The sequence below is a fragment of the uncultured Gilvimarinus sp. genome, from assembly GCF_963972205.1.
Lineage (GTDB): Bacteria > Pseudomonadota > Gammaproteobacteria > Pseudomonadales > Cellvibrionaceae > Gilvimarinus > Gilvimarinus japonicus.
The window spans coordinates 68,248-87,942 of sequence record NZ_CAXAUC010000012.1 but is presented as its reverse complement, the minus strand read 5'-3'; the positions used below and the strand labels follow the sequence as shown (position 1 = coordinate 87,942).

The window sequence follows — 19,695 nt, the reverse complement described above, 5'->3', positions numbered from 1 at the left end:
GACGGGGCTTTTTACACCCCGTCTAGATCTAGCTATAAACTCAGGACTTTTTCGCCCCGGGCAATACCCGACACACCGGAGCGCACTACCTCGAGGATAGAAGCGTCGCCCACAGAGAGCAAAAAGGCATCGAGCTTATCTGAGGTGCCGGTAATCTGAATAATATACAGACTCGCCGTCACATCGACGATTTGACCCCGAAAGATATCCACGCAACGCTTGATCTCGGCGCGCTGTGCGCCGGCGGCTTTTACCTTAATCAGCATCACCTCGCGCTCGATATGGGCGCCCTCGGTCAAATCCACCAACTTAACCACATCAATCAGCTTGTTCAGATGCTTGGTGATTTGCTCAATTTTGTGATCGTCGCCCACTGTGGTCAACGTCAAACGAGACAGGGTTTCGTCTTCAGTTGGCGCTACCGTGAGTGACTCAATGTTGTAACCACGCTGTGAAAACAAACCCACCACGCGCGAGAGCGAGCCGGGGGCATTTTCCATCAGTACAGAAATAATTCGTCTCATAAAAAATTCTCTATTTTATGGAGTGCACGGAGGCACGACCATTTTGCGCCGAGCCAAATGCGAGCGGTGCTATATCGGCAAGAGTGCCAAGAAAGTCGACGTACTTTTGCCAGCGCTCTTGCCTATATAGCGACGCGATAAGGAAAAAGCCATGGACGGCTTTTTCCGCACAATCTAGGTACGCTCCGTCTTGCTTAACCACATATCGCGCATGGCCGCGCCTGCGACCTGCATGGGGTAGACGTGCTCGGAGGTATCCACCGAAATATCCATAAAGACCACCCGATCTTTCATGGCAAAGCACTCTTCCATTTTCGCTTTTAACTCTTCTTTTTTAGTCACGCGGATACCCACGTGGCCGTAAGATTCTGCCAATTTCACAAAATCAGGCAGCGAGTCTTCATACACACTCTCGGAGTAACGGCTGGAGTACTGCATGTCTTGCCACTGGCGAACCATCCCCAACGCTTGGTTGTTCAGGCAAATGATCTTGATCGGCAGATTGTACTGAGTACAGGTCGACAACTCCTGAATACACATCTGAATGCTGCCCTCGCCCGTCACACAGGCGACGACGGCATCGCGATCGGCCATTTGCGCGCCCATCGCGGCCGGCAAACCAAAGCCCATGGTGCCAAGGCCACCCGAGTTAATCCAACGGCGCGGCTTATCAAACAGATAATACTGCGCGGCAAACATCTGGTGCTGTCCTACATCGGAGGTAATGTAAGCATCGCCTCCGGTAACTTCATGCAGCGCTTTAATCACGTCTTGCGGCATGATTTTTTCACCGCTGTTGTCATAGCGCGGCGCCGTGTATAGCCCGTGACGCTCACGCCACTCGTTAATTTGCGTCCACCAAGAATCAACGGCGCCGGCATCAGGCTTTTCGTCGCCCTCCAAAATCAGCGCCAGCATCTCACTCAATACGCTGTCAACCGAGCCCACTATGGGGATATCAGCGGTAACCGTTTTAGAGATAGACGCGGGGTCTACATCCACATGAATGATTTTGGCATTGGGGCAAAATTGTTTAACAGCGTTGGTCACACGGTCATCAAAGCGCGCGCCTACAGCAAAAATCACATCCGCGTGATGCATTGCCATGTTGGCCTCGTAGGTGCCATGCATACCGAGCATACCCAAAAACTGTTTATCGGTACCTGGGTAGGCACCTAACCCCATGAGGGTGTTCGTCACCGGATAATTCAGCTGCTTTGCCAAATTAGTTAACAGCTCTGAGCCATTGCCTTGCACCACACCACCGCCGGCGTAAATAACCGGGCGACGAGCTTCTAATAACAGCTGTGCCGCTTTTTTGATCTGCCCGGCGTGACCGCGTGTGGCGGGTGTGTAAGAGCGAATTTTGACTTTATCCGGATACTCGTACGGGAAAGTGTCAAATGGCGCCGTCAAGTCTTTAGGCACATCGATCACCACCGGGCCGGGACGGCCAGTGCGGGCGATGTAGTACGCCTTTTTAACCACCTCAGGGATTTCGCTCGGGTGCTTAATCATAAAGCTGTGCTTAACGATTGGGCGCGAAATACCGACCATGTCGGTCTCCTGAAAGGCATCTTCACCAATTAAGTGACTCATTACCTGCCCCGAAATCACCACCATCGGGATCGAGTCCATATAAGCAGTGGCAATACCAGTGATGGCGTTGGTCGCGCCCGGGCCCGAGGTCACCAGTACGGTGCCCACTTCGCCCGTGGCGCGTGAGTATGCGTCGGCCGCGTGCGTCGCGGCTTGTTCGTGTCGCACCAAAATGTGCTGAACGTCTTGTTGCCGGAAAATAGCGTCATAAATATGCAGTGCTGCGCCGCCTGGGTAGCCGAACAGGTATTTAACCCCTTCGTCCCGTAGCGAGCGAATTAGCATATCGCCGCCTGATAGCATTTCCACGGTGTATCCCCTTTTAATACAGCTGGTCTCAACAGAATGCGCCCACTATACCAAAGACCGCAGCAGAAAAGGCCGCGCCTGATAGTGGAGCCATAAAAGAATTAAGCAGATTCCCCAAGTTACGCGCTTGTAGCGATGGCGGTTTCTTGGGCAGGCGGCATCGGTGGATGTGCCTACGCGGTGCGGATGGTTCAACAAGCGGGTGACTTGCTGGGCGTAGCGTGAACACCGAGGTTGTCGGCAGAGCTTACGGGCCATCTAGCGAATTCGCTATTGTCCCAATTTGATCATTTTTGTCAAGTATAAAGGCTCGCCTGACGATGTTTGGTGAGCCAAACCATTCGATAAGCGACCGATTCGGTCACAGTTTACGCCAAGCGGTTTTCCGCAAAGGCCGATTAAGCGTTATAGTAGCGTGGCTAACAATGTATCCAAGGTGGGGATTATGTACAGAACATTCGCTCGTATGCTGGGTTTGATCACGCTTTTAGGCGCACTGGGCAGCACCCAGGCAAACGCCAACACCGTTTACAAGTGGACCGACGATGAAGGCGGCGTACATTACGGTACCCGCCCACCCGGCGGGCAAAAAAGTACCGCCATCAAGCCCAAAACCGGCCACAGCGAGCCGGTCGACTACTCACACTTTTCGAGCGAAGCCGAGAAAGAAGCCGCCCAAGCCAAACAAGCCAACGGCGAAAAAGCATCCACCAAAAACCCCGAACGGTGCAAAACAGCCAAAAGCAACTTAGAGATTCTGAGCCGCGGTGGCCGTGTGCGTGAGCCAACCGATGACGGCAGCTTTACCTATCTAGATGAGGAGCAAAAAGCCGCGCGAATCGAGCAGGCGCAACAAATCATCGACGAATCCTGCTAAACCGACCAAGCCTCACAAACGCCCCGTCAAGTACGGGGCGTTTGTTTTTTGCGCCCTCCCCACGTATTAATGAGGCCTAGCCGCGGTAAAGGTAATACGATCTCCCGCTAAATTTGCCTGAATCACATCTCCCGGGGCAAACTTACCCGCCAAAAGCTCTTGCGCCAGCGGGTTTTCGATGGACTGCTGAATCGCACGTTTGAGCGGCCGCGCACCGTAAACAGGGTCAAACCCGGCTTCGGCCAATCGGTCCATCACCGCATCGCTCAAATCTAGCGACAAGTCTTTCTCGGCCAAACGCTTGGCAAGCAGCTCCACTTGGATATCGGCAATGCCGCGAATTTGCGTTTGCCCCAGCGGATGAAACACCACCGCCTCGTCAACCCGGTTGATAAACTCGGGCCTAAAGTGCTGGCCAACGACCTCCATCACCGCTGCTTTCATTGCGGCGTAGCGGTTTTCATTATCGACCGAGTCGGCCAGCTGGCCGGTCGCATCAAACGATACCGTATCAAAAGATTTATCTTCTGCCAGATCCTGAATGCGATCAGACCCCAAGTTCGAGGTCATCACCACCACGGTATTGCGAAAATCTACCGTGCGCCCCTGACCGTCGGTCAAACGGCCATCGTCTAACACCTGCAATAGAATGTTAAAAACATCGGGGTGTGCTTTTTCGATCTCATCGAGCAGTAGCACCGAGTAAGGTTTACGACGCACAGCCTCGGTTAGGTAACCGCCCTCTTCATAACCGACGTAACCAGGAGGGGCTCCGATTAAGCGCGCGACCGAATGTTTCTCCATAAACTCCGACATATCAATGCGAACCATTGCATCCTCGGTGTCAAACAAAAAGGTCGCCAACGCTTTACAAAGCTCGGTCTTACCAACACCGGTGGGCCCTAAAAACAGGAACGACCCATTGGGACGATTAGCATCCGACAAACCCGCGCGCGAACGGCGCACCGCATTGGATACCGCCACTACCGCTTCGTCTTGGCCGATCACCCTCTGGTGCAAAGCCTGCTCCATTTTAAGCAGTTTTTCACGCTCGCCCTCGAGCATTTTACTGACAGGGATACCGGTCCACTTGCTCACCACCTCGGCGATTTCTTCATCGCCCACGCGGTTGCGCAACAGCGTCATCTCCATCATGTCGACTTGGCTGGCCATATCCAGCTGCCGCTCCAGCTCGGGAATAATGCCGTATTGCAGCTCGGACATTCGCGCTAAATCGCCAGCGCGACGAGCCGTTTCGAGATCTAGGCGCGCTTGCTCTAAGTTGCTTTTAATTTCCTGCGAACCATGCAGCGCGGCCTTTTCAGTGCGCCAAATTTCTTCTAGTTCGGCGTAGTGGCGTTCCAGCTCGTCAATGTCGGCCTCAAGCTTCGCCAACCGTTTACGGCTGGCTTCGTCCTCATCTTTTTTAACAGCCTCGCGCTCGATTTTAAACTGAATCAAACGCCGTTCCATACGATCCATCTCTTCCGGCTTGGAGTCGATCTCCATACGAATACGGCTTGCGGCCTCATCGATCAAATCAATGGCCTTATCGGGTAACTGCCGGTCAGTAATATAACGTTGCGACAACTTGGCCGCCGCAATAATTGCCGAGTCGGTGATGTCTACGCCGTGGTGTACTTCGTAGCGCTCTTTCAAGCCGCGTAAAATAGCGATGGTATCGGCCTCGGAGGGTTCATCAACCAGCACTTTTTGAAAGCGGCGCTCGAGCGCGGCGTCTTTCTCGATAAACTTGCGATACTCATCCAGCGTGGTGGCACCCACGCAGTGCAGCTCACCACGAGCCAACGCCGGCTTAAGCATATTACCGGCATCCAGCGAGCCCTCAGACTTGCCAGCGCCGACCATGGTGTGCAGTTCGTCGATAAATAAAATCACCCGACCCTCTTGCTTGCCGAGTTCATTCATCACCGCTTTTAAACGCTCTTCAAAATCACCACGAAACTTAGCGCCAGCCAGTAAGGCGCCTAAGTCGAGCGACAACAAGCGCTTGTTTTTTAAACCCTCGGGCACCTCGCCATTAACGATGCGCTGCGCGAGCCCTTCGACAATCGCCGTTTTACCCACACCCGGCTCGCCAATTAACACGGGGTTGTTTTTCGTGCGCCGTTGCAATACTTGTATCGTGCGACGTATTTCATCGTCACGACCAATCACCGGGTCAAGCTTGCCGGCCTCGGCGCGAGCGGTTAAATCGAGCGTGTATTTATCCAGCGCCTGTCGGTTGCCCTCGGCGTCGGCATCATCCACGGTTTCCCCGCCGCGCACCGCTTCGACGGCCTGCAGCAAACGTTCAGTATTGCCAAATTGCGCCAGCTGCTTACCCAGCTCACAATCTTTGTCTGTCATGGCCGCTAACAACAAAGACTCGCTGGAGACAAATTTGTCTCCGGCTTTTTGCGCGTGCCGATCGGCCAGATTTAATAGCCGGCCCAGCTCCGGTGACATACGAACATCGCCCGAGGGCTCTTGCACCCGCGCTTGACGATCGAGGGTTTTATTGAGCTCGTTGCGCAGACCTTTAACATCAAATCCCGCCTGGGTTAGCAAAGGCTGTACCGTGCTGCCTTGCTGGTCCAGCAAGGCTAACATCAAGTGCACCGGCTCCAGCTGGCTATGATCGCGACCGACCGCCATCGACTGAGCGTCGGATAGCGCCAGTTGCAGTTGGTTTGTTAATCGATCTACTCGCATTCATCATTCCTCGCGATAAAATAAAGAGCCCCGAAGAACCCTGCCACCAAATAAAACCCACAAGAGTATAGTGGTTAATAGATGAGGGCGCGGCGCTCAATATCAAGCTACTACCCGGATAAAAGCCTTCATTCTCGGGGGCGCGTCTCGGCTCAAAGCCAAATCGGCCCAGCCCCGTTATCGACCGCCATATTTCATCATAATTGAACGCTAAGCTGCCTTAATTGCATCACAGACTTGCCCGTTTTTATGTGTGTAATAGCTCCTGAAGCAAGCAAACATCTTTCATCTGTTTAGGAGCACCATCATGAAAAAAGCACTTCTCGCCAGCGCCATCATCGCCAGCACTGCCATCGCCCCCATTGAGGGACACGCGGTTAGCCTAGAAACCAAACAAGCGGGCGTCGCCACCGGTGGCTTGGTGGCCGGCGCACTGATCGGGGGCCCAGTGGGTTTGCTGGCTGCGTTTGTCGGTACGGTTTACGTCAGCGAGCAAATGGAAAACAACGCCGAGGCCGAGGCCCTTGAGCAAAAGTGGCTGACCTCGCAAACAGAGCTAAAAAATATGACACGTCAGCTACACGTCGCCCACAGCACCATCGATAACTTTGAGACCATCACTCTCGATCAACTTGAGCTACAGGTTATGTTTAAGACCGGCCAAGACCAACTCAGCGCGCAAAACACCCGGGCACTAAACACTTTGGCAAAGTTTTTAGTCGAAAACCCTGAGCTGGCGGTACAACTGGATGGCTATGCCGATCCACGCGGCACCGACGAGTACAACAATGTGCTTTCACAATACCGCGCCCGCACGGTTCTGGAGGCGTTAGTCGCTGCGGGAGTCGAGCCCGAGCGCGTCCAACTTAATGCCCACGGCGCCAGTGCCACACGCGCCACCGCTGGCGATATTGAAACTTACGCATTAGAGCGCCGGGTAGATATTCAGATTATTAACCCCGCCGAGCAAAAAAGCTTAGCCCAAGCGCACTAACCCCGCCCCCTCTAGACTCCCTCTTGGGCGGCGCCCGCCGCCCTTTTTTAGCGTATCGCTGCGTATAATGCCGTCACCCGCGCCATTCGTAGAATTTACAATAAAATGTATTTAGCGCCAGCTGATGGACACCGCGCCCTCGCCAACCTCCCCTTTACCGCGATATGCTCTATGGCATAAGGCTTGCTATGCTAAGGTGATTGCCGAGCTGCCGCCCGTGTAATAGCAACGATAATACTCAAACACGAACCTTACTTGTGTGGACACCTTTTATATGAGCACCGCCAAACGTTCTAACCGACTAGATCACCCAACTCGTTGGCCATTGTGGCTGTGCACCAGTGTACTATTGGCGCTCATTACCGGTTGCTCCAGTCAGCCACAGCCAGCCAACGACATTGGCCGCACCTACGTACCCTACGAGAGCGGCGCCAGCGACGGCAAAACAAACACCGATGACGCACAAACAGAATCTTTAGCGACCGATGCACCCGACGGCGGTAAGATTATTAAAGCCCCCGAGGGAATACCGGATGTCGAGCCAACGGTGGTCTCTTATACCGATTACAACGATCCTCTCATTCGCGTTAACCGCGCTATTTTTGCGTTTAACGACTTTTCTTACCGCTACGTGTTGATCCCGCTGGCTAATGGTTACGTTAAAGTGCTCCCCCTACCGGTGCGCGACAGTGTTACCAACTTTTTTTACAACTTAAAATCGCCCATCTATTTTGCTAACAACCTACTGCAACTAGAGGGCAAGCTCGCCTGCCGCAACTTAGCGCGCTTTGTGATTAACTCAACACTGGGCATCGCCGGCCTGTTTGACCCCGCCGAAGCCTGGTTTGGCTTAGAGCGTGCCGAAGCTCACTTTGACGACACCCTAATGGCGTGGGGTGCCGACTATGGCATGTATGTTGTTTTACCACTGCTGGGGCCCTCCGACTTACGCGATGGCGCATCGGCTATTACCGATTACTTTCTCAACCCCATCAATTACTTGCTGGACGAGCCAGAGCGTTTTGGCGCGAGAGCCGTCGATTACTTACAAGACTACGCCAGCGATGCCGAGCGCTACAAAGCCCTGTACGACAAGAGCGAAGACCCCTACATCCTGTTTCGCAACCTATACTTGCAAAGCATCATGAGGGACGCCGATTATGAATAAGCGTGTCGCTCGGTTTTTAGTCGAGCACCATAAATTGGTGCTGATCGCTTTTGCGATTCTCACCGCCGTATTGGGTTACCAGGCGCTGAACTTTAAAATTGACGCATCGGCCGACACCCTTCTCACAAAAGGCAACAAACTGTACCTGCAAACTCAAGTGGTTAACGAGCGTTTCTCGCCACAAGAGTTTTTACTGATTGCCTACCAACCCAAAGACCATAAAGTACTCAGCCAAAAAACCTTTAACGACATCGCCAAGCTCAGTGGGCAGCTAGAGAAAATTGAACGGGTCGAATCGGTACGATCAATTTTAAATGTACCCTTACTAAGTTTGGCCAAAGGCGGCTTAAGCGCCGAAGGTGCCACCGAGAAATGGACGATAGAACAAGCCGACTTTAGCCCGGAAGAGCTTAAAAAGGTGTTTACCGACCACCCCATTTTTGAAGATCTGGTGATCAACCAACCGCAAACCGCCACAGCATTGCAGGTATTGTTTAAAGCCGACCAACAGCTTAGCGAAATCGACAGAAAAGTTACCGAACTGCAAGAAAAAGCGCTTGAGAGCGAGCTGAGCGACGACGACCAAAAAACACTGCAAGCGCTGCAAACCAAAGCCGAGCCACTACAGCGAGCCCTTACCAAGCAGCGTAACCAAGAGATCGCCAAAATCCGCGAGCTGATTAAACCCTACGAGGCAGAGTCCAATATTTATTTGGGGGGTGCACACGTACTGGGCTACCAGCTTATTAACATCATCAAAAGCGATTTAAGTATTTTTGGCGGCGCCATCGCGGCGATGATCTGCCTAGTGCTATTTATCGTGTTTCGCAAAATCCGCTGGGTTCTCATCCCGGTACTGTGCTGCGTCAGTAGCGTTATTTGCACTGTCGGTCTGTTTGGTTTACTGGGACTTAAAGCAACCGTTATATCGTCTAACTTTATTGCGTTGCAGTTGATTTTAACACTGGCGATTGTCGTTCACTTGATTGTTCAGTATCGCGAATACAGCAACGCCAATCCCGACTGGGATCAAAAACAGCTAGTAGTCGAAACCTTCGCCCGCAAGGTTCAGCCGTGCTTTTACGCCGGCATCACCACCTCTATCGGCTTTGCATCGCTGGTGTTTACCGACATTCAACCGGTCATCAGTTTTGGCTGGATGATGATTATCGCCATGTCGCTATCCATCGCCGTCAGTTTATTGCTGTTTCCCTCAACCTTGTCACTATTAAAACGCGAAGCAGCGGGTAAAAAATCCCGCTGGGCCAGCAAGGTGCTGCAAGCCAACGCCAGCTGGATACAAAAACACCCGCGCTGGCCGGTATGCGCAAGCCTTATCGTGCTAGCGCTCGGTGGCAGCGGTTTATTCTTTTTGAGTGTTGAAAACAGCTTTATCAATTACTTTCGCGACTCGACCAAAGTGCACCAAGAGCTGAGCTTTATCGACCAAGAGTTTGGCGGCTCAACACCGCTGCAGCTGGTGTACACTTTGCCAGAGAAGTCCGGCAATACCGACCTGGAGTTTACCGCACGCGACATTCAAACCATGCAGCTGATGCAAGCGGCGCTGGAGGAACACAAGGGCGTGGGCGATACACTCTCTGTGGTTAACTTCACTGAGTTGGCGCAACAAATTAACGACGGAAAGCCACTGACCGAGTACGAGCTTAACGCCGTGTACTGGAGCATGGACGAGAATTTAAAAAACGACTTACTGGGATCGTATTTTAACCAAGAGCATCGTCAAGTGCGTATTAGCACGCGGATACAAGATACCACCGAAGGTCTAAACCGGGCGGACTTACTGGCAGGCATTCGCGCTGACATGGAAAAACTCGAAATCCCCGAAGAGCGCTACCAGCTAACCGACTTGTTTGTGCTTTATCAAAACATCCTCGATAAGCTTTTCCGCTCGCAGATTTTAGCTTTGGGGATCGTATACGTTTTATTACTGCTCACCTTTTGGGCGTTATTCCGCTCGTTTAAAATTGCCCTAATCGGCATTGCCCCCAACATACTAACCACCATCGCCGTACTCGGGTTTATGGGGTGGATGGCGATACCACTGGATTTAATGACGATTACCATCGCCTCAATTGCCATGGGTATCGCCGTGGATGACACCATTCACTATGTGCACCGCTATCGTGAAGAGCTGGCCGAAGGTGACGGAGCACACGCCCTTGAACGAACCCACATGAGTGTCGGCTACGCACTGCTGTACACCACCACAATTATTACTTTAGGGTTTTTACTGCTGGTGTTTTCAGATTTTGTACCAAGCGTGCAATTTGGTTTGCTAACCAGTTTAGCGATGGTAATTGCCCTGCTAACCGATCTTGCCTTACTGCCGGTGCTGCTTAAGCGCTTTATCAAAAGCGCTTAAGCACAATGACCCAAAGTCATTACGTGCCAATCACGCCGCCGTCGTTTTTGGTGACCACGACGGTGGTTGAGCGCGGCCGGGTGGCGCCATCGGACGCGGGATAGCTCAGCCCCGGATGCTGCACGTTAAACCATAAGGTGGTGCCATCAGGTGTGCCAGTCAGCCCGGTTATCTCACTGCCCACCGGGCCGGTCATAAAGCGACGCACCTGCCGGGTAACCGGGTCGGCACATAGCAGCTGATTCATGCCCTGCCCCAAATAGGGCTCCTCTAGCTCGTCGTAATCGGTGCCAATCCACAGGCACCCATCACGGTCAAACCACAAACCATCGGGGCATGAAAAGCGGTCGCCCTCAAGCGGCGCTATCTGATTTTTCGCATCAGGCGCACTGAGGGTTGGGCCGGCCAACAAAAACAACTCCCACTCGAAAGTCAACGAGGCTGGATGCTGACCATGCTCGCGCCAGCGCAAAATTTGCCCGTGGTGATTATCGGCGCGGGGGTTGGCAGCATCCACCGCCTGGCGCTCTGTACTGCCGCGCTCGTCGTTGTTGGTAAGGGCAACGTAGCCGTCAGTCGATTGCGGGTGCACAGCGACCCACTCGGGCCTATCCATTGGGGTCGCACCCACCACATCCGCCGCGCCGCGCAGGTTAATCAACACATCCGCCTGAGTATGAAAACCGCGCTGCGCCATTAAACCGTTTTGCCCCTGCACGAGTGCACGCCACTCGCCGCTACCGTCAGCGTGATAAACCGCGCAATAAACGTTGCCGGAATCTAAAAGGCGGCGGTTAGCGCTGGGGTTGCTCGGGTCATACTTGCCATCGGGAACAAACTTATAAACATACTCGCCACGGGTATCGTCACCCGAGTAAAACGCTAAGCTGCCGTCAGTGGCCTGCACACAGGTGCAACCTTCGCGTACCAAGCGGCCCAACGCGGTACGCTTAACGGGCGTTGCACTGGGGTCGAAGGGGTCAAACTCGACCACCCAGCCAAACCGGTTGGGCTCGTTGACAAAACCACCGTAAGGCAAGCCGGGTTTAAAAGTCGCATCAAAACGCTCATCGACCGACTCCCAGTAATACTTGTGGCTGTGAGCGCCGGCGGCAACCCCATAACGCTGATGACTGGGGCGCTTCTTCCAATCATCCAGGTCGCCGTTTACAAAATAGTTCTTCCAGTTTTCTTCACAGGTTAAGTAGGTGCCCCAGGGAGTCACCCCCATAGAGCAATTGTTTAACGTGCCGAGCACCCGGGTTCCGGTAGGGTCTTGCGCGGTTTTCATCGCGTCGGTACCCGCCGCGGGCCCACTAATGTCCATTGGTGTATTCGCGCTCAACCGGCGGTTATAGCGAGAGGGCAACACCTGCTGCCACTGTCCGTCACTGCGTTTTATCTCAATCACACTAACGCCGTGAGCGGCCTGCTCTTTAGCGACTTCTTGCGCGGGGCGTTGCTTGCTGCCGTCGGCGGCGGTTGTAACCGTAGGGCCACTCGGGTGCAGAGTATCGTTACTGTACTCGTGGTTAATGACCAGCAGCCCATGCTCGTTGGGTGCATCCGAGAAAGGAAAAAAATGCATACCATCGTGGTTTTGACCGGCTTGCAGAATTTGATCGGCCGCACTGTTACTGGCGTCTTGCTGCCAAGCAGGCGAGCCCTCTAAAACCGCGTCCCCCCAGCTGTAAAACGCGCGCGCTGTGTAGCCCTGTGGCACCGTCACTGTATCGACACTGGCGCCTATCGCGGCTGGCACCGGAGTAAACCCAATATCCGGCCGCAGAGTATCGTTAAAGATGTTACGGCCGCTGGTATTGGCGCAGCCACTTAACGAAAAAGGCCCGGCGAGACTCGCCAGGCAAAGCGACAGTGAGCCTGTAGCCAGCTTGCGCCGGCTGCAGGTGAGCGCCCAAAGGGACTCGTTATCTGCGGGGTTGACCGCGATGTCATCGATATCGGCAACACCTTGAGCGGTCAAATCCGCCTGCAAGCTGTTGCCATTTTTTAAGAAGAACCGTTTACTCAAGGCCCAGCTCCTCGGCAATCGCCTGCCAACTTACCGCTTTAAAATTTTGCGGCTGTTCGGGCATCACATTGTGACCGTCTTGCGCCACAAAAGCGCCCGACTCAAATCCCTGCCCGAGAGAGCGATGCGTCACTTCCAGACCATCGGTCTCGGATACGCCATCGATACCGGCGGCGGTATTTGCGCCAACGCGAAATTTACCCAGCGTGCGGTAAGGTGCCTGGCTTTCCAGCACCAGATAAGTATTGTCCCCCTGACTGGAGACGATCAGGTAGCGGCTGTTGCTGGCAGGGTAAAGCGCTAAACCTTCAGCGTCGTCGGCCAACTCGGCGTCGATCATTTTTACCGGCTCTAGGTTTGCGGCGGCATCGGCTTTGGCCGATAACGCCCAGATGCCGACATCTTCTTCACCGACAAACAATTGGCCTCGGGCATCATCGGCCACACAACCTTCTGGTTGCGTGTCAACGCTAAACTCGCGCACTTTTTTACCAGTTACCTTGCCATCATTAACCGCTAACAGGAACTGCTCAAAGCGCCCGCTTTTTCCGTTGGCAATGGCGTAGAAGTCATCGGCGTTTTGGTACATACACAAGCCGTAGATTTCGTCTAAACCGGTGGAAATCTCGGCGCGATGAGTGAGCTCACCGGTTGCGGCATCAATGTGATAAACCGAGAGCGAGTTGTGGTCACGCTGACTGGCCACGGCGATATCGCCGGTGCTACTGCCCCAATTAAAACCGTAACGCAAATCGACATTGTTTAACCGGCCCGTCGGTAACAGCTGCATTTGCTTGCCGTTCATATCGTAAGACAGTAGGCCGTGCTTTTTATCGGTACCAATAATACGGCTCGCGGCGGGCTCGTTTGGGTTTACCCAAATGGCCGGGTCATCAGCGGCATCACCAAAGCGCGCCACAGGCTCTGTTTGCACAGTCGCTATAACGCTCGGCAAGCTGGTTGGCACAACGGCCTGCAACTGTTTGCTGTCAAAGCCTTGCGGTAACGCCCAGTGGTTACGGTGAATTAAACCACTGTCGTCGTCGCGCACTAACGTGTGCAATTTATTATCGCTGCTCGAGTACCAGGCGCGCAGCCCCTCTAACTCACCAAGGCTTTCAAACTGACCCAACACCTTCCCTTTAAAACCATCGTCTGTCTGGGTATAAATAATCAGCTCTTGGCTATCAACACTAACGGCCAACACCGAGCGACCCACTACGGCTACGGTTTCACTGGCGCCGGCCAATGCGCCAAAAGGTACTGCCATATCCACCGCCCGACGGCCGGCGGGCAACTCCGGGTCGGCCGGGTATTGCCAAATACCCACCCCCTCTTCGGTGGCGTACACGCTACCGGCATTATCGCTCGCACAACTGGTTACATTGGGGGCGATCGCCAACGTGCGCACCTTAACCGGATCAATCGGACCGCTACGATCAGCCATCAACCACTGCTCGGCACCACCGCGCTCGTCCACCACAAATAACGAAACATGACCATCACTGTTTTGGTCAAGGCATAGCGCTTCAGGTAAAAATGCCGGTGCGGCGGCTTGCGCGGCCACGACGACTGACTGTGTTTTGGGCTCTACCCGCAGCAGTGTTGGCCGATACTCATCGCCGACAAACGTGGCGGCGTACACGGCACTGTCGGTCGCCATTACATCCAGCAACTCAGCCTGAGTAACATCAAGAGGCTTAGGGCTGGCATCGGCGGCGTACCAGTTTAGGGTGCCGGCATTATCCAGCAACAGGTATTGATTTTTGCTTAAAGGTGCTAAAGCCGCCGCCGAGACACTGCCCGGCAACTGATCTGTGGTGGCACAGGCGTTGATACTGGCCGAGGCCAGTAACACGCAACAAATTCGAACTAGTTTCATGGTTAAGTCCTGTCGTTTTTATTCGCGACACCGGGCGCCCTACATGATTTTTTAGACGCCCGGTTGCTATTTACCGCGTATTAGAAGTTGGTAATGGTCAAACCCAACTTATAGGTCAAGCCGTAGGTTTCGTACTGGGCGTTATAGGACGCCTCATTGACGTAGGCGTAGTAAGGCTCATCGGTTAAATTAGCCGCCTCGAAGTACAGTTGCATACCCTCGGTTAAATAATAACGCGCCGAGAAATCCAGTTGCGTTTGCTCATCGACGTACACGTCTTGCACCGCATCGCTCACATCCTGAACTTCTAACAAATATTCAGATTTATAGTTGGCCGCTAAGCGCATGCTAAAGCGGCTGGCATCGTACCCGATAGATAGGTTACCGGTGGTGTCAGACTGACTGGGCATAGCACTATCGCGCGAGACAACACCGCCGGCGTCTTCATCATAATAAGCCAGCGTGGCATCCGAATCCGAAAAGGTCGCATTGGCCGACAACAGCAAACCGTTAAAAGGCGCAGGCAGTGAAGTAAACTGCTTAGAGAACGCCAGCTCTATACCGTAGATATCGGCCGAATCGCCGTTGGCGTAGGTAATGGCCTCGTCATAATCGGCGTACATCGGCGTGCCGGCCAAGTCCGTTTGATAAATAAAGTTATCGATGTCTTTGTAATACGCAAACGCAGAAACCACGCCGGCCAAGCCCATATAGTGCTCAATACCTACATCAATGTTGCTCGACTCCAGTGGCTCAAGCTCTGGGTTACCAAACTCGGCCTCTTCGTCATCGATAACAAAAAACGGCGCCAGCTGATCAAACGTAGGGCGCACCAGGGTATTGGTCCAGGAGGCCCGCAGCTGGGTGTTGTCACCTAATGCATAGCGCGCATGCAACGACGGCAGTAGGTGGTCATATTGATTATCGGCATTGTTGTCCTCGAAGTTGTCGCCGTCGTAGCGCGTACCCTGCGCACTAAAGTCGGTATCCTCGTAACGTACACCAGCCAACAAGCGCAAGTCGCCCAGGTCGATACGCCCCATCAGGTAAGCGGCCGAGACTTGTTCCGACACATCAAAGTCTTCAATCCGGGAATCTTCTTCAGAGTAAAACTCTGCCTGATCCAGGCCCGAGACCGCATCGGCAACAGCGGCAGAGTTAATCCCCGGCCCAAAGTTACCCAAAGTGTAACCCGGGTTTGATGCGGCGTAGGAGTTCATGGACAGCGCGTCATCGCTAAAGCCATACTCATCTAAATCTTCGTACACCCAGATCTCAACATCGCTGTCTTTATCGCGATCGCTGTACTTACCGCCAAACTTAACCATCGCCGAGCTCGCGCCGATAAAGAAATCTTTAGTGACGTCAAACTGCCAGCTGGTATCTGTGTCATTGGTGTTCGACTGCGCCAACTCGACTTCATCTAGCTCAAAGTTGTTGGCATCCGAAAATGACGCTGGCGCGTTCAAATATGGAGCTGTCGTGTCGCTGAAGGATACGCCTTCAATATCATCGATGCTGGCAAAGGCCGCGCCGCCCAAATGTTGCGGCTCGTCTTCGCCGGATTCAGACAGTGCCACGCGATAATCAAAGGTCCAGCTGTCAACACGGGTACTCCCGCCGAGTGAGCTTGAGAGTATCTCTTGCGTCTCTGAGCGATCTTTTAGCTCGCGCGCCACTTCGGCGTTGGTTACATCACCGGCACCAATAGCATCTTCAAACTCGACTATATTGGACAAGCGCTGCTCGGAGTCGGTGTACTTACTGTACAGATTACGCCAGTAGAGGTCGGTGTTTTCCGACAGCTTATAATCGACGTTAAAAGTCATGCCCGAGCGCTCGCGCTCGATGGTGTAATCGCGCTGCTCGATTTCTTCCAGCAAAGCGGCGCCATCGTCAAAATCCCAAGCGCCACCGGTCTCTACGTTGTCTGAGCCAAACTGGCGGTCGTACCAACTCACGCCCGCGGCAATCCCTAAGTTATCCGTTCCGCTGCCAATGCTGAACTGGTCAGAGGCGGTCAGTGCCAGCTTGGGGCTGGTGTTATCGGTCAGCTCGTTGTAGCTGCCCTCGGCCGTAAATGAATAGAAATTTCCGTCGCGATCAAAAGCCGACAGGCTTTGAATGTCAATACTGCCACCCAGAGCATTGGCATCCATATCCGGGGTTAGGGTTTTGGTTACCACTAAACCTTCAAGCAAGTCCGAGGGAATCACATCCAGCGCCACAGCGCGTCGTCCGCTGTCTGGCGACGGCAAGCTTACGCCATTAATGGTCACCGCATTGTAGTCGGGCCCTAAACCGCGAACCCGAACATATCGGCCTTCGCCCTGATCGCGCTCAATCGACAAACCCGGCAAACGCTGTAAGGCTTCCGACACATTGGTGTCTGGCAGCTGGCCGATGGCATCGGCCGACACCGCACTGACCACATTATCGGCCGAGCGCTGACGGTTCAGCGCCTTATTTAAACTACCCGCTTGCCCCAACACAATCACATATTCCTGCTCTGGGCGCTCGGGCGATATTTTAAAATTGGCCACCGTCGTTTGGTTGTCGGTGACCGTAATCTCGCGGGTCATGGTTTCGACGCCCAAGTAGCTCACGCTCAATGTGTATGAGCCAGGCTTAACACCAGACATCACAAAGCGACCATCGCGGGCCGTGACAGCCGTTTGGTTGAGCTCTTCAATTTTCACCCGGCTACCCTGCAAAGGCATACCGCTTATTTCGGCGGTAAGTTGCCCACTGATGCGGCCATCGGCAAAAGCGTTGCCTGCCGCTAAAGCGCCTACCGCGCAAGCTAAGATATTGCGTGACCACTGTTTTGTGATACTGGATGTCCGACGGTTTTTATAAATCTGAGTCACAACCCTCTCCTGTGATGATAATCGTTAGTTGGCGCGCTTTGTTTGAACAAGCCAAGAGCGCACACCTCGTTGTTTGGTGCGCCGACAATAGAAAGGCAAAGTGACAATGCTGTGACAACAAACGGTAAACACTGGATAAACAGCCGTTTTAAAGCGGTTTGATCTGGCCCATGAGCTAAACCGCCCCCCGCTTCGCTCCCGTTAAAGCGCTCTCGACAAGCCCGCGCCCCCAATGCCGCGCAGCACCACCCGTCTTTTTATAAAAATCTGGTATTTGCCCTGAGCTAATTTGCCCCCGCGGTTTGTCACAAAACCGTTACATTGGCTTGTTATAGACAAACCCTATGTTTTTAGGATGGCATCATGATTCGGTTACATAAGTGGAAGCTCTTAGCGGTTGCGCTGATCACCAACATCACCATAGTGATCAGCCTTGCAGTGGGAGAAATTAAAGCCTGGGAGCATATCGACTGGCTCGACATTGTCGGCGAAGGGGGCGTTAGCTTACTGGCCGCCCTCTGGCTTGGCTTTACCCTTAACAGCCGTCCCAACGGCCCGGTTACTAATTTGCTAACGCTCGGACTCGGGCTCATTTTTGTGGGTACCTTTCAGGACTTGCTCGATGAGGTAGTCGCCATCGACAAGGGTCTCTTTTTAAGTGGCGGATTAGAGTCAACCTTGCTGCCTACCGGCCTGACTGTGCTCACCTTTGGCTTGTATCACTGGCACAAAGAGCAACTGCTGTTTACCGAACAACGCCGCAAGCGCGAGCAAGTGTTTCGGGAATACCGCTTACAGGATGGCTTAACCGGGCTCGGCGATGCGCGCTTTTTGCGTCGGCAACTGGCCTTGGCCCTAAAACACGCCAGCAACCATCAGCAGCCATTGGCGTTAGTGTTGCTAGACATCGACCACTTCGATGCAACCAACCGCCGCTTTGGTCATGCAGAGGGTGATCGACTGTTACAGGAACTTACGGAGATTATCTTGCTTAATTTGCGCCGCACCGATTTATTGTGCCGCTACGCGGGAGATCGGTTTGCCGTGGTGCTACCCAACACCGGCGAGTTAATGGCCGGCGAAATTGCCGCGCAACTGAGCCGCGCTATCGAGCACTTTGCCTACAAAACAGCGCAACAGGGCGAAACGCTGTATCAGAGTATCAGCACCGGCACTTGCACCGCCGAAGAGTACAGCGCCGAGGCAATGATTGAGCGCGCCACTACTCGGTTACTGCAGGCTAAAGACAGCAAAGCTCGTCTACAAGTCGTGGCGGCGTAAGAGAATGGCGAACCACTACGAGATCGACACCGCGTGCATTGCCGCGCACGAGTTTCCCGCCGCACTTATCGACTTGGCTTGTAGCCGCGGCATCGACAGCCATAAGTTGTTGCGCGGCACCGGCATTTTTATGGACGATTTTCTCACCGGTGAACTCACCTTGCGGCCCACACAATGCTTTGCCCTACTCGGCAATTTACGCAAGCTAATGCCCGCTGCCGAGTGCGCCTTTTTAGCGGGTGCGAGGCTATACCCCGGCAACTTTGGTGCGGCCGCCAGCGCACTGCAAAGCTCTGCCAATTTACTGGCAGCGATTCAGGTTGTCGTCGAGTATCAGGCTATTCTATCGCCACTGCTCAGCCCGCGACTTGAGTGGCGCTGCGACGACTTGTTTATCCACTGGCACGATGCCTGTGGAGCCAACGAACACGGCGCGTTTTTAGCGGATATGATGATCAGCGCGTTAGTCGCCATCACCAAGCACTTGGCGGGGCGCTCCCTACCCTGGCAGTTTTATCTGCCCGGCGACCCCAACCATCGTGAACAATACCAAGTGCACTGGGGCCGGCACCTGCACGTCGGCAGCCATCAGTACAGCATGCAAATAAACCGCGCCGAGCTTGAGCAAGCTTGGCCCGGCTCGGCGGCAAATGTCAGCGAAATCGCTCGGCGACAATGTGATCGTCGCCTGCAGCAAAGCCCAGCCGCGGGGTTTATTAGCGTATTCGACGCCTATTTACGCCAGCATTTAGCTGGCAACCCATCGCTCGAATCAGCGGCTTGTGAATTCGCCATAAGCCCGGCCACCCTCAAACGCAAACTCAAAAAACATCACACCAGTTTTCAGCGGCGTTTCGATTTAGTGCGCAAAGAGCAGGCCCTATACTGGCTAACACACGAGCGACTGCCGCTGGCCGAGATCGCGACGCGACTGCACTTTCACGACGCACGCAACCTGCGCCGTGCTTTTAAGCGCTGGACGGGCATTGTTCCCAGCCAAGTGATCGCCTCGCGCTGAGCTCGCGGCTTACTAAACGCAACACCACCCGCCTGCGAAA

General features: G+C 53.8%; 12 protein-coding genes. 6 read left to right on the top strand and 6 right to left on the bottom strand.

The window, feature by feature from the left end:
• Nucleotides 1–32 precede the first annotated feature (32 nt).
• Both ilvN and AACY82_RS15170 read right to left on the bottom strand, forming a co-directional pair.
• Nucleotides 33–524: an acetolactate synthase small subunit gene (ilvN, locus tag AACY82_RS15175; protein ID WP_339617685.1), complete on the bottom strand. Its 492-nt coding sequence runs from the start codon at nt 522–524 to the stop codon at nt 33–35.
• Between the two features lie 174 nt (nt 525–698).
• Nucleotides 699–2,432 carry an acetolactate synthase 3 large subunit gene (locus tag AACY82_RS15170; RefSeq protein ID WP_339617684.1) on the bottom strand — a complete coding sequence of 578 codons (1,734 nt, stop codon included), beginning with the start codon at nt 2,430–2,432 and terminating at the stop codon, nt 699–701.
• Between the two features lie 445 nt (nt 2,433–2,877).
• Between AACY82_RS15170 and AACY82_RS15165 the strand changes: the two genes are divergently transcribed.
• Nucleotides 2,878–3,309: a DUF4124 domain-containing protein gene (locus AACY82_RS15165; protein ID WP_339617683.1), complete on the top strand. Its 432-nt coding sequence runs from the start codon at nt 2,878–2,880 to the stop codon at nt 3,307–3,309.
• A gap of 66 nt (nt 3,310–3,375) precedes the next feature.
• On the opposite strand, the gene clpB is transcribed toward AACY82_RS15165, so the two are convergent.
• Nucleotides 3,376–6,024, bottom strand: coding sequence for an ATP-dependent chaperone ClpB (gene clpB, locus AACY82_RS15160; protein WP_339617682.1), 2,649 nt, complete (start codon nt 6,022–6,024; stop codon nt 3,376–3,378).
• 307 nt (nt 6,025–6,331) lie between these two features.
• Here clpB and AACY82_RS15155 point away from each other — a divergent pair, with 307 nt between their 5' ends.
• The 3 genes from AACY82_RS15155 (at nt 6,332) to AACY82_RS15145 (ending at nt 10,572) form a co-directional block, all read left to right on the top strand.
• On the top strand, nt 6,332–7,018 hold the full coding sequence (locus AACY82_RS15155; RefSeq protein ID WP_339617681.1) for an OmpA family protein: 687 nt from the start codon (nt 6,332–6,334) through the stop codon (nt 7,016–7,018).
• 274 nt (nt 7,019–7,292) lie between these two features.
• A complete protein-coding gene (locus AACY82_RS15150) occupies nt 7,293–8,186 on the top strand; it encodes a VacJ family lipoprotein (protein ID WP_339617680.1) in 894 nt (297 codons plus the stop codon).
• The gene (locus AACY82_RS15145) at nt 8,179–10,572 is read left to right on the top strand and encodes an efflux RND transporter permease subunit (RefSeq protein ID WP_339617679.1); all 2,394 of its coding nucleotides are present in this window, start codon (nt 8,179–8,181) and stop codon (nt 10,570–10,572) included. Before AACY82_RS15150 ends, AACY82_RS15145 begins: the two co-directional genes overlap by 8 nt.
• A 19-nt stretch (nt 10,573–10,591) precedes the next feature.
• Here the strand turns inward: AACY82_RS15145 and AACY82_RS15140 are convergent, their stop codons facing one another.
• The 3 genes from AACY82_RS15140 to AACY82_RS15130 all read right to left on the bottom strand — a co-directional run bounded on the left by AACY82_RS15140 (nt 10,592) and on the right by AACY82_RS15130 (nt 17,356).
• Nucleotides 10,592–12,604: a PhoX family phosphatase gene (locus AACY82_RS15140; RefSeq protein WP_339617678.1), complete on the bottom strand. Its 2,013-nt coding sequence runs from the start codon at nt 12,602–12,604 to the stop codon at nt 10,592–10,594.
• Complete coding sequence (locus AACY82_RS15135) at nt 12,597–14,486, bottom strand: phytase (protein ID WP_339617677.1); 1,890 nt, start codon at nt 14,484–14,486, stop codon at nt 12,597–12,599. Before AACY82_RS15135 ends, AACY82_RS15140 begins: the two co-directional genes overlap by 8 nt.
• Nucleotides 14,487–14,566: 80 nt before the next feature.
• Nucleotides 14,567–17,356 (bottom strand): TonB-dependent receptor, encoded by a 2,790-nt coding sequence (locus AACY82_RS15130; RefSeq protein WP_339617676.1) that lies wholly within the window; start codon nt 17,354–17,356, stop codon nt 14,567–14,569.
• Nucleotides 17,357–17,719: 363 nt separating this feature from the next.
• Here AACY82_RS15130 and AACY82_RS15125 point away from each other — a divergent pair, with 363 nt between their 5' ends.
• Together AACY82_RS15125 and AACY82_RS15120 are read left to right on the top strand one after the other, a co-directional pair.
• The gene (locus AACY82_RS15125) at nt 17,720–18,637 is read left to right on the top strand and encodes a diguanylate cyclase (RefSeq protein ID WP_339617675.1); all 918 of its coding nucleotides are present in this window, start codon (nt 17,720–17,722) and stop codon (nt 18,635–18,637) included.
• 4 nt (nt 18,638–18,641) lie between these two features.
• Complete coding sequence (locus AACY82_RS15120) at nt 18,642–19,655, top strand: AraC family transcriptional regulator ligand-binding domain-containing protein (RefSeq protein WP_339617674.1); 1,014 nt, start codon at nt 18,642–18,644, stop codon at nt 19,653–19,655.
• Nucleotides 19,656–19,695 lie beyond the last annotated feature (40 nt).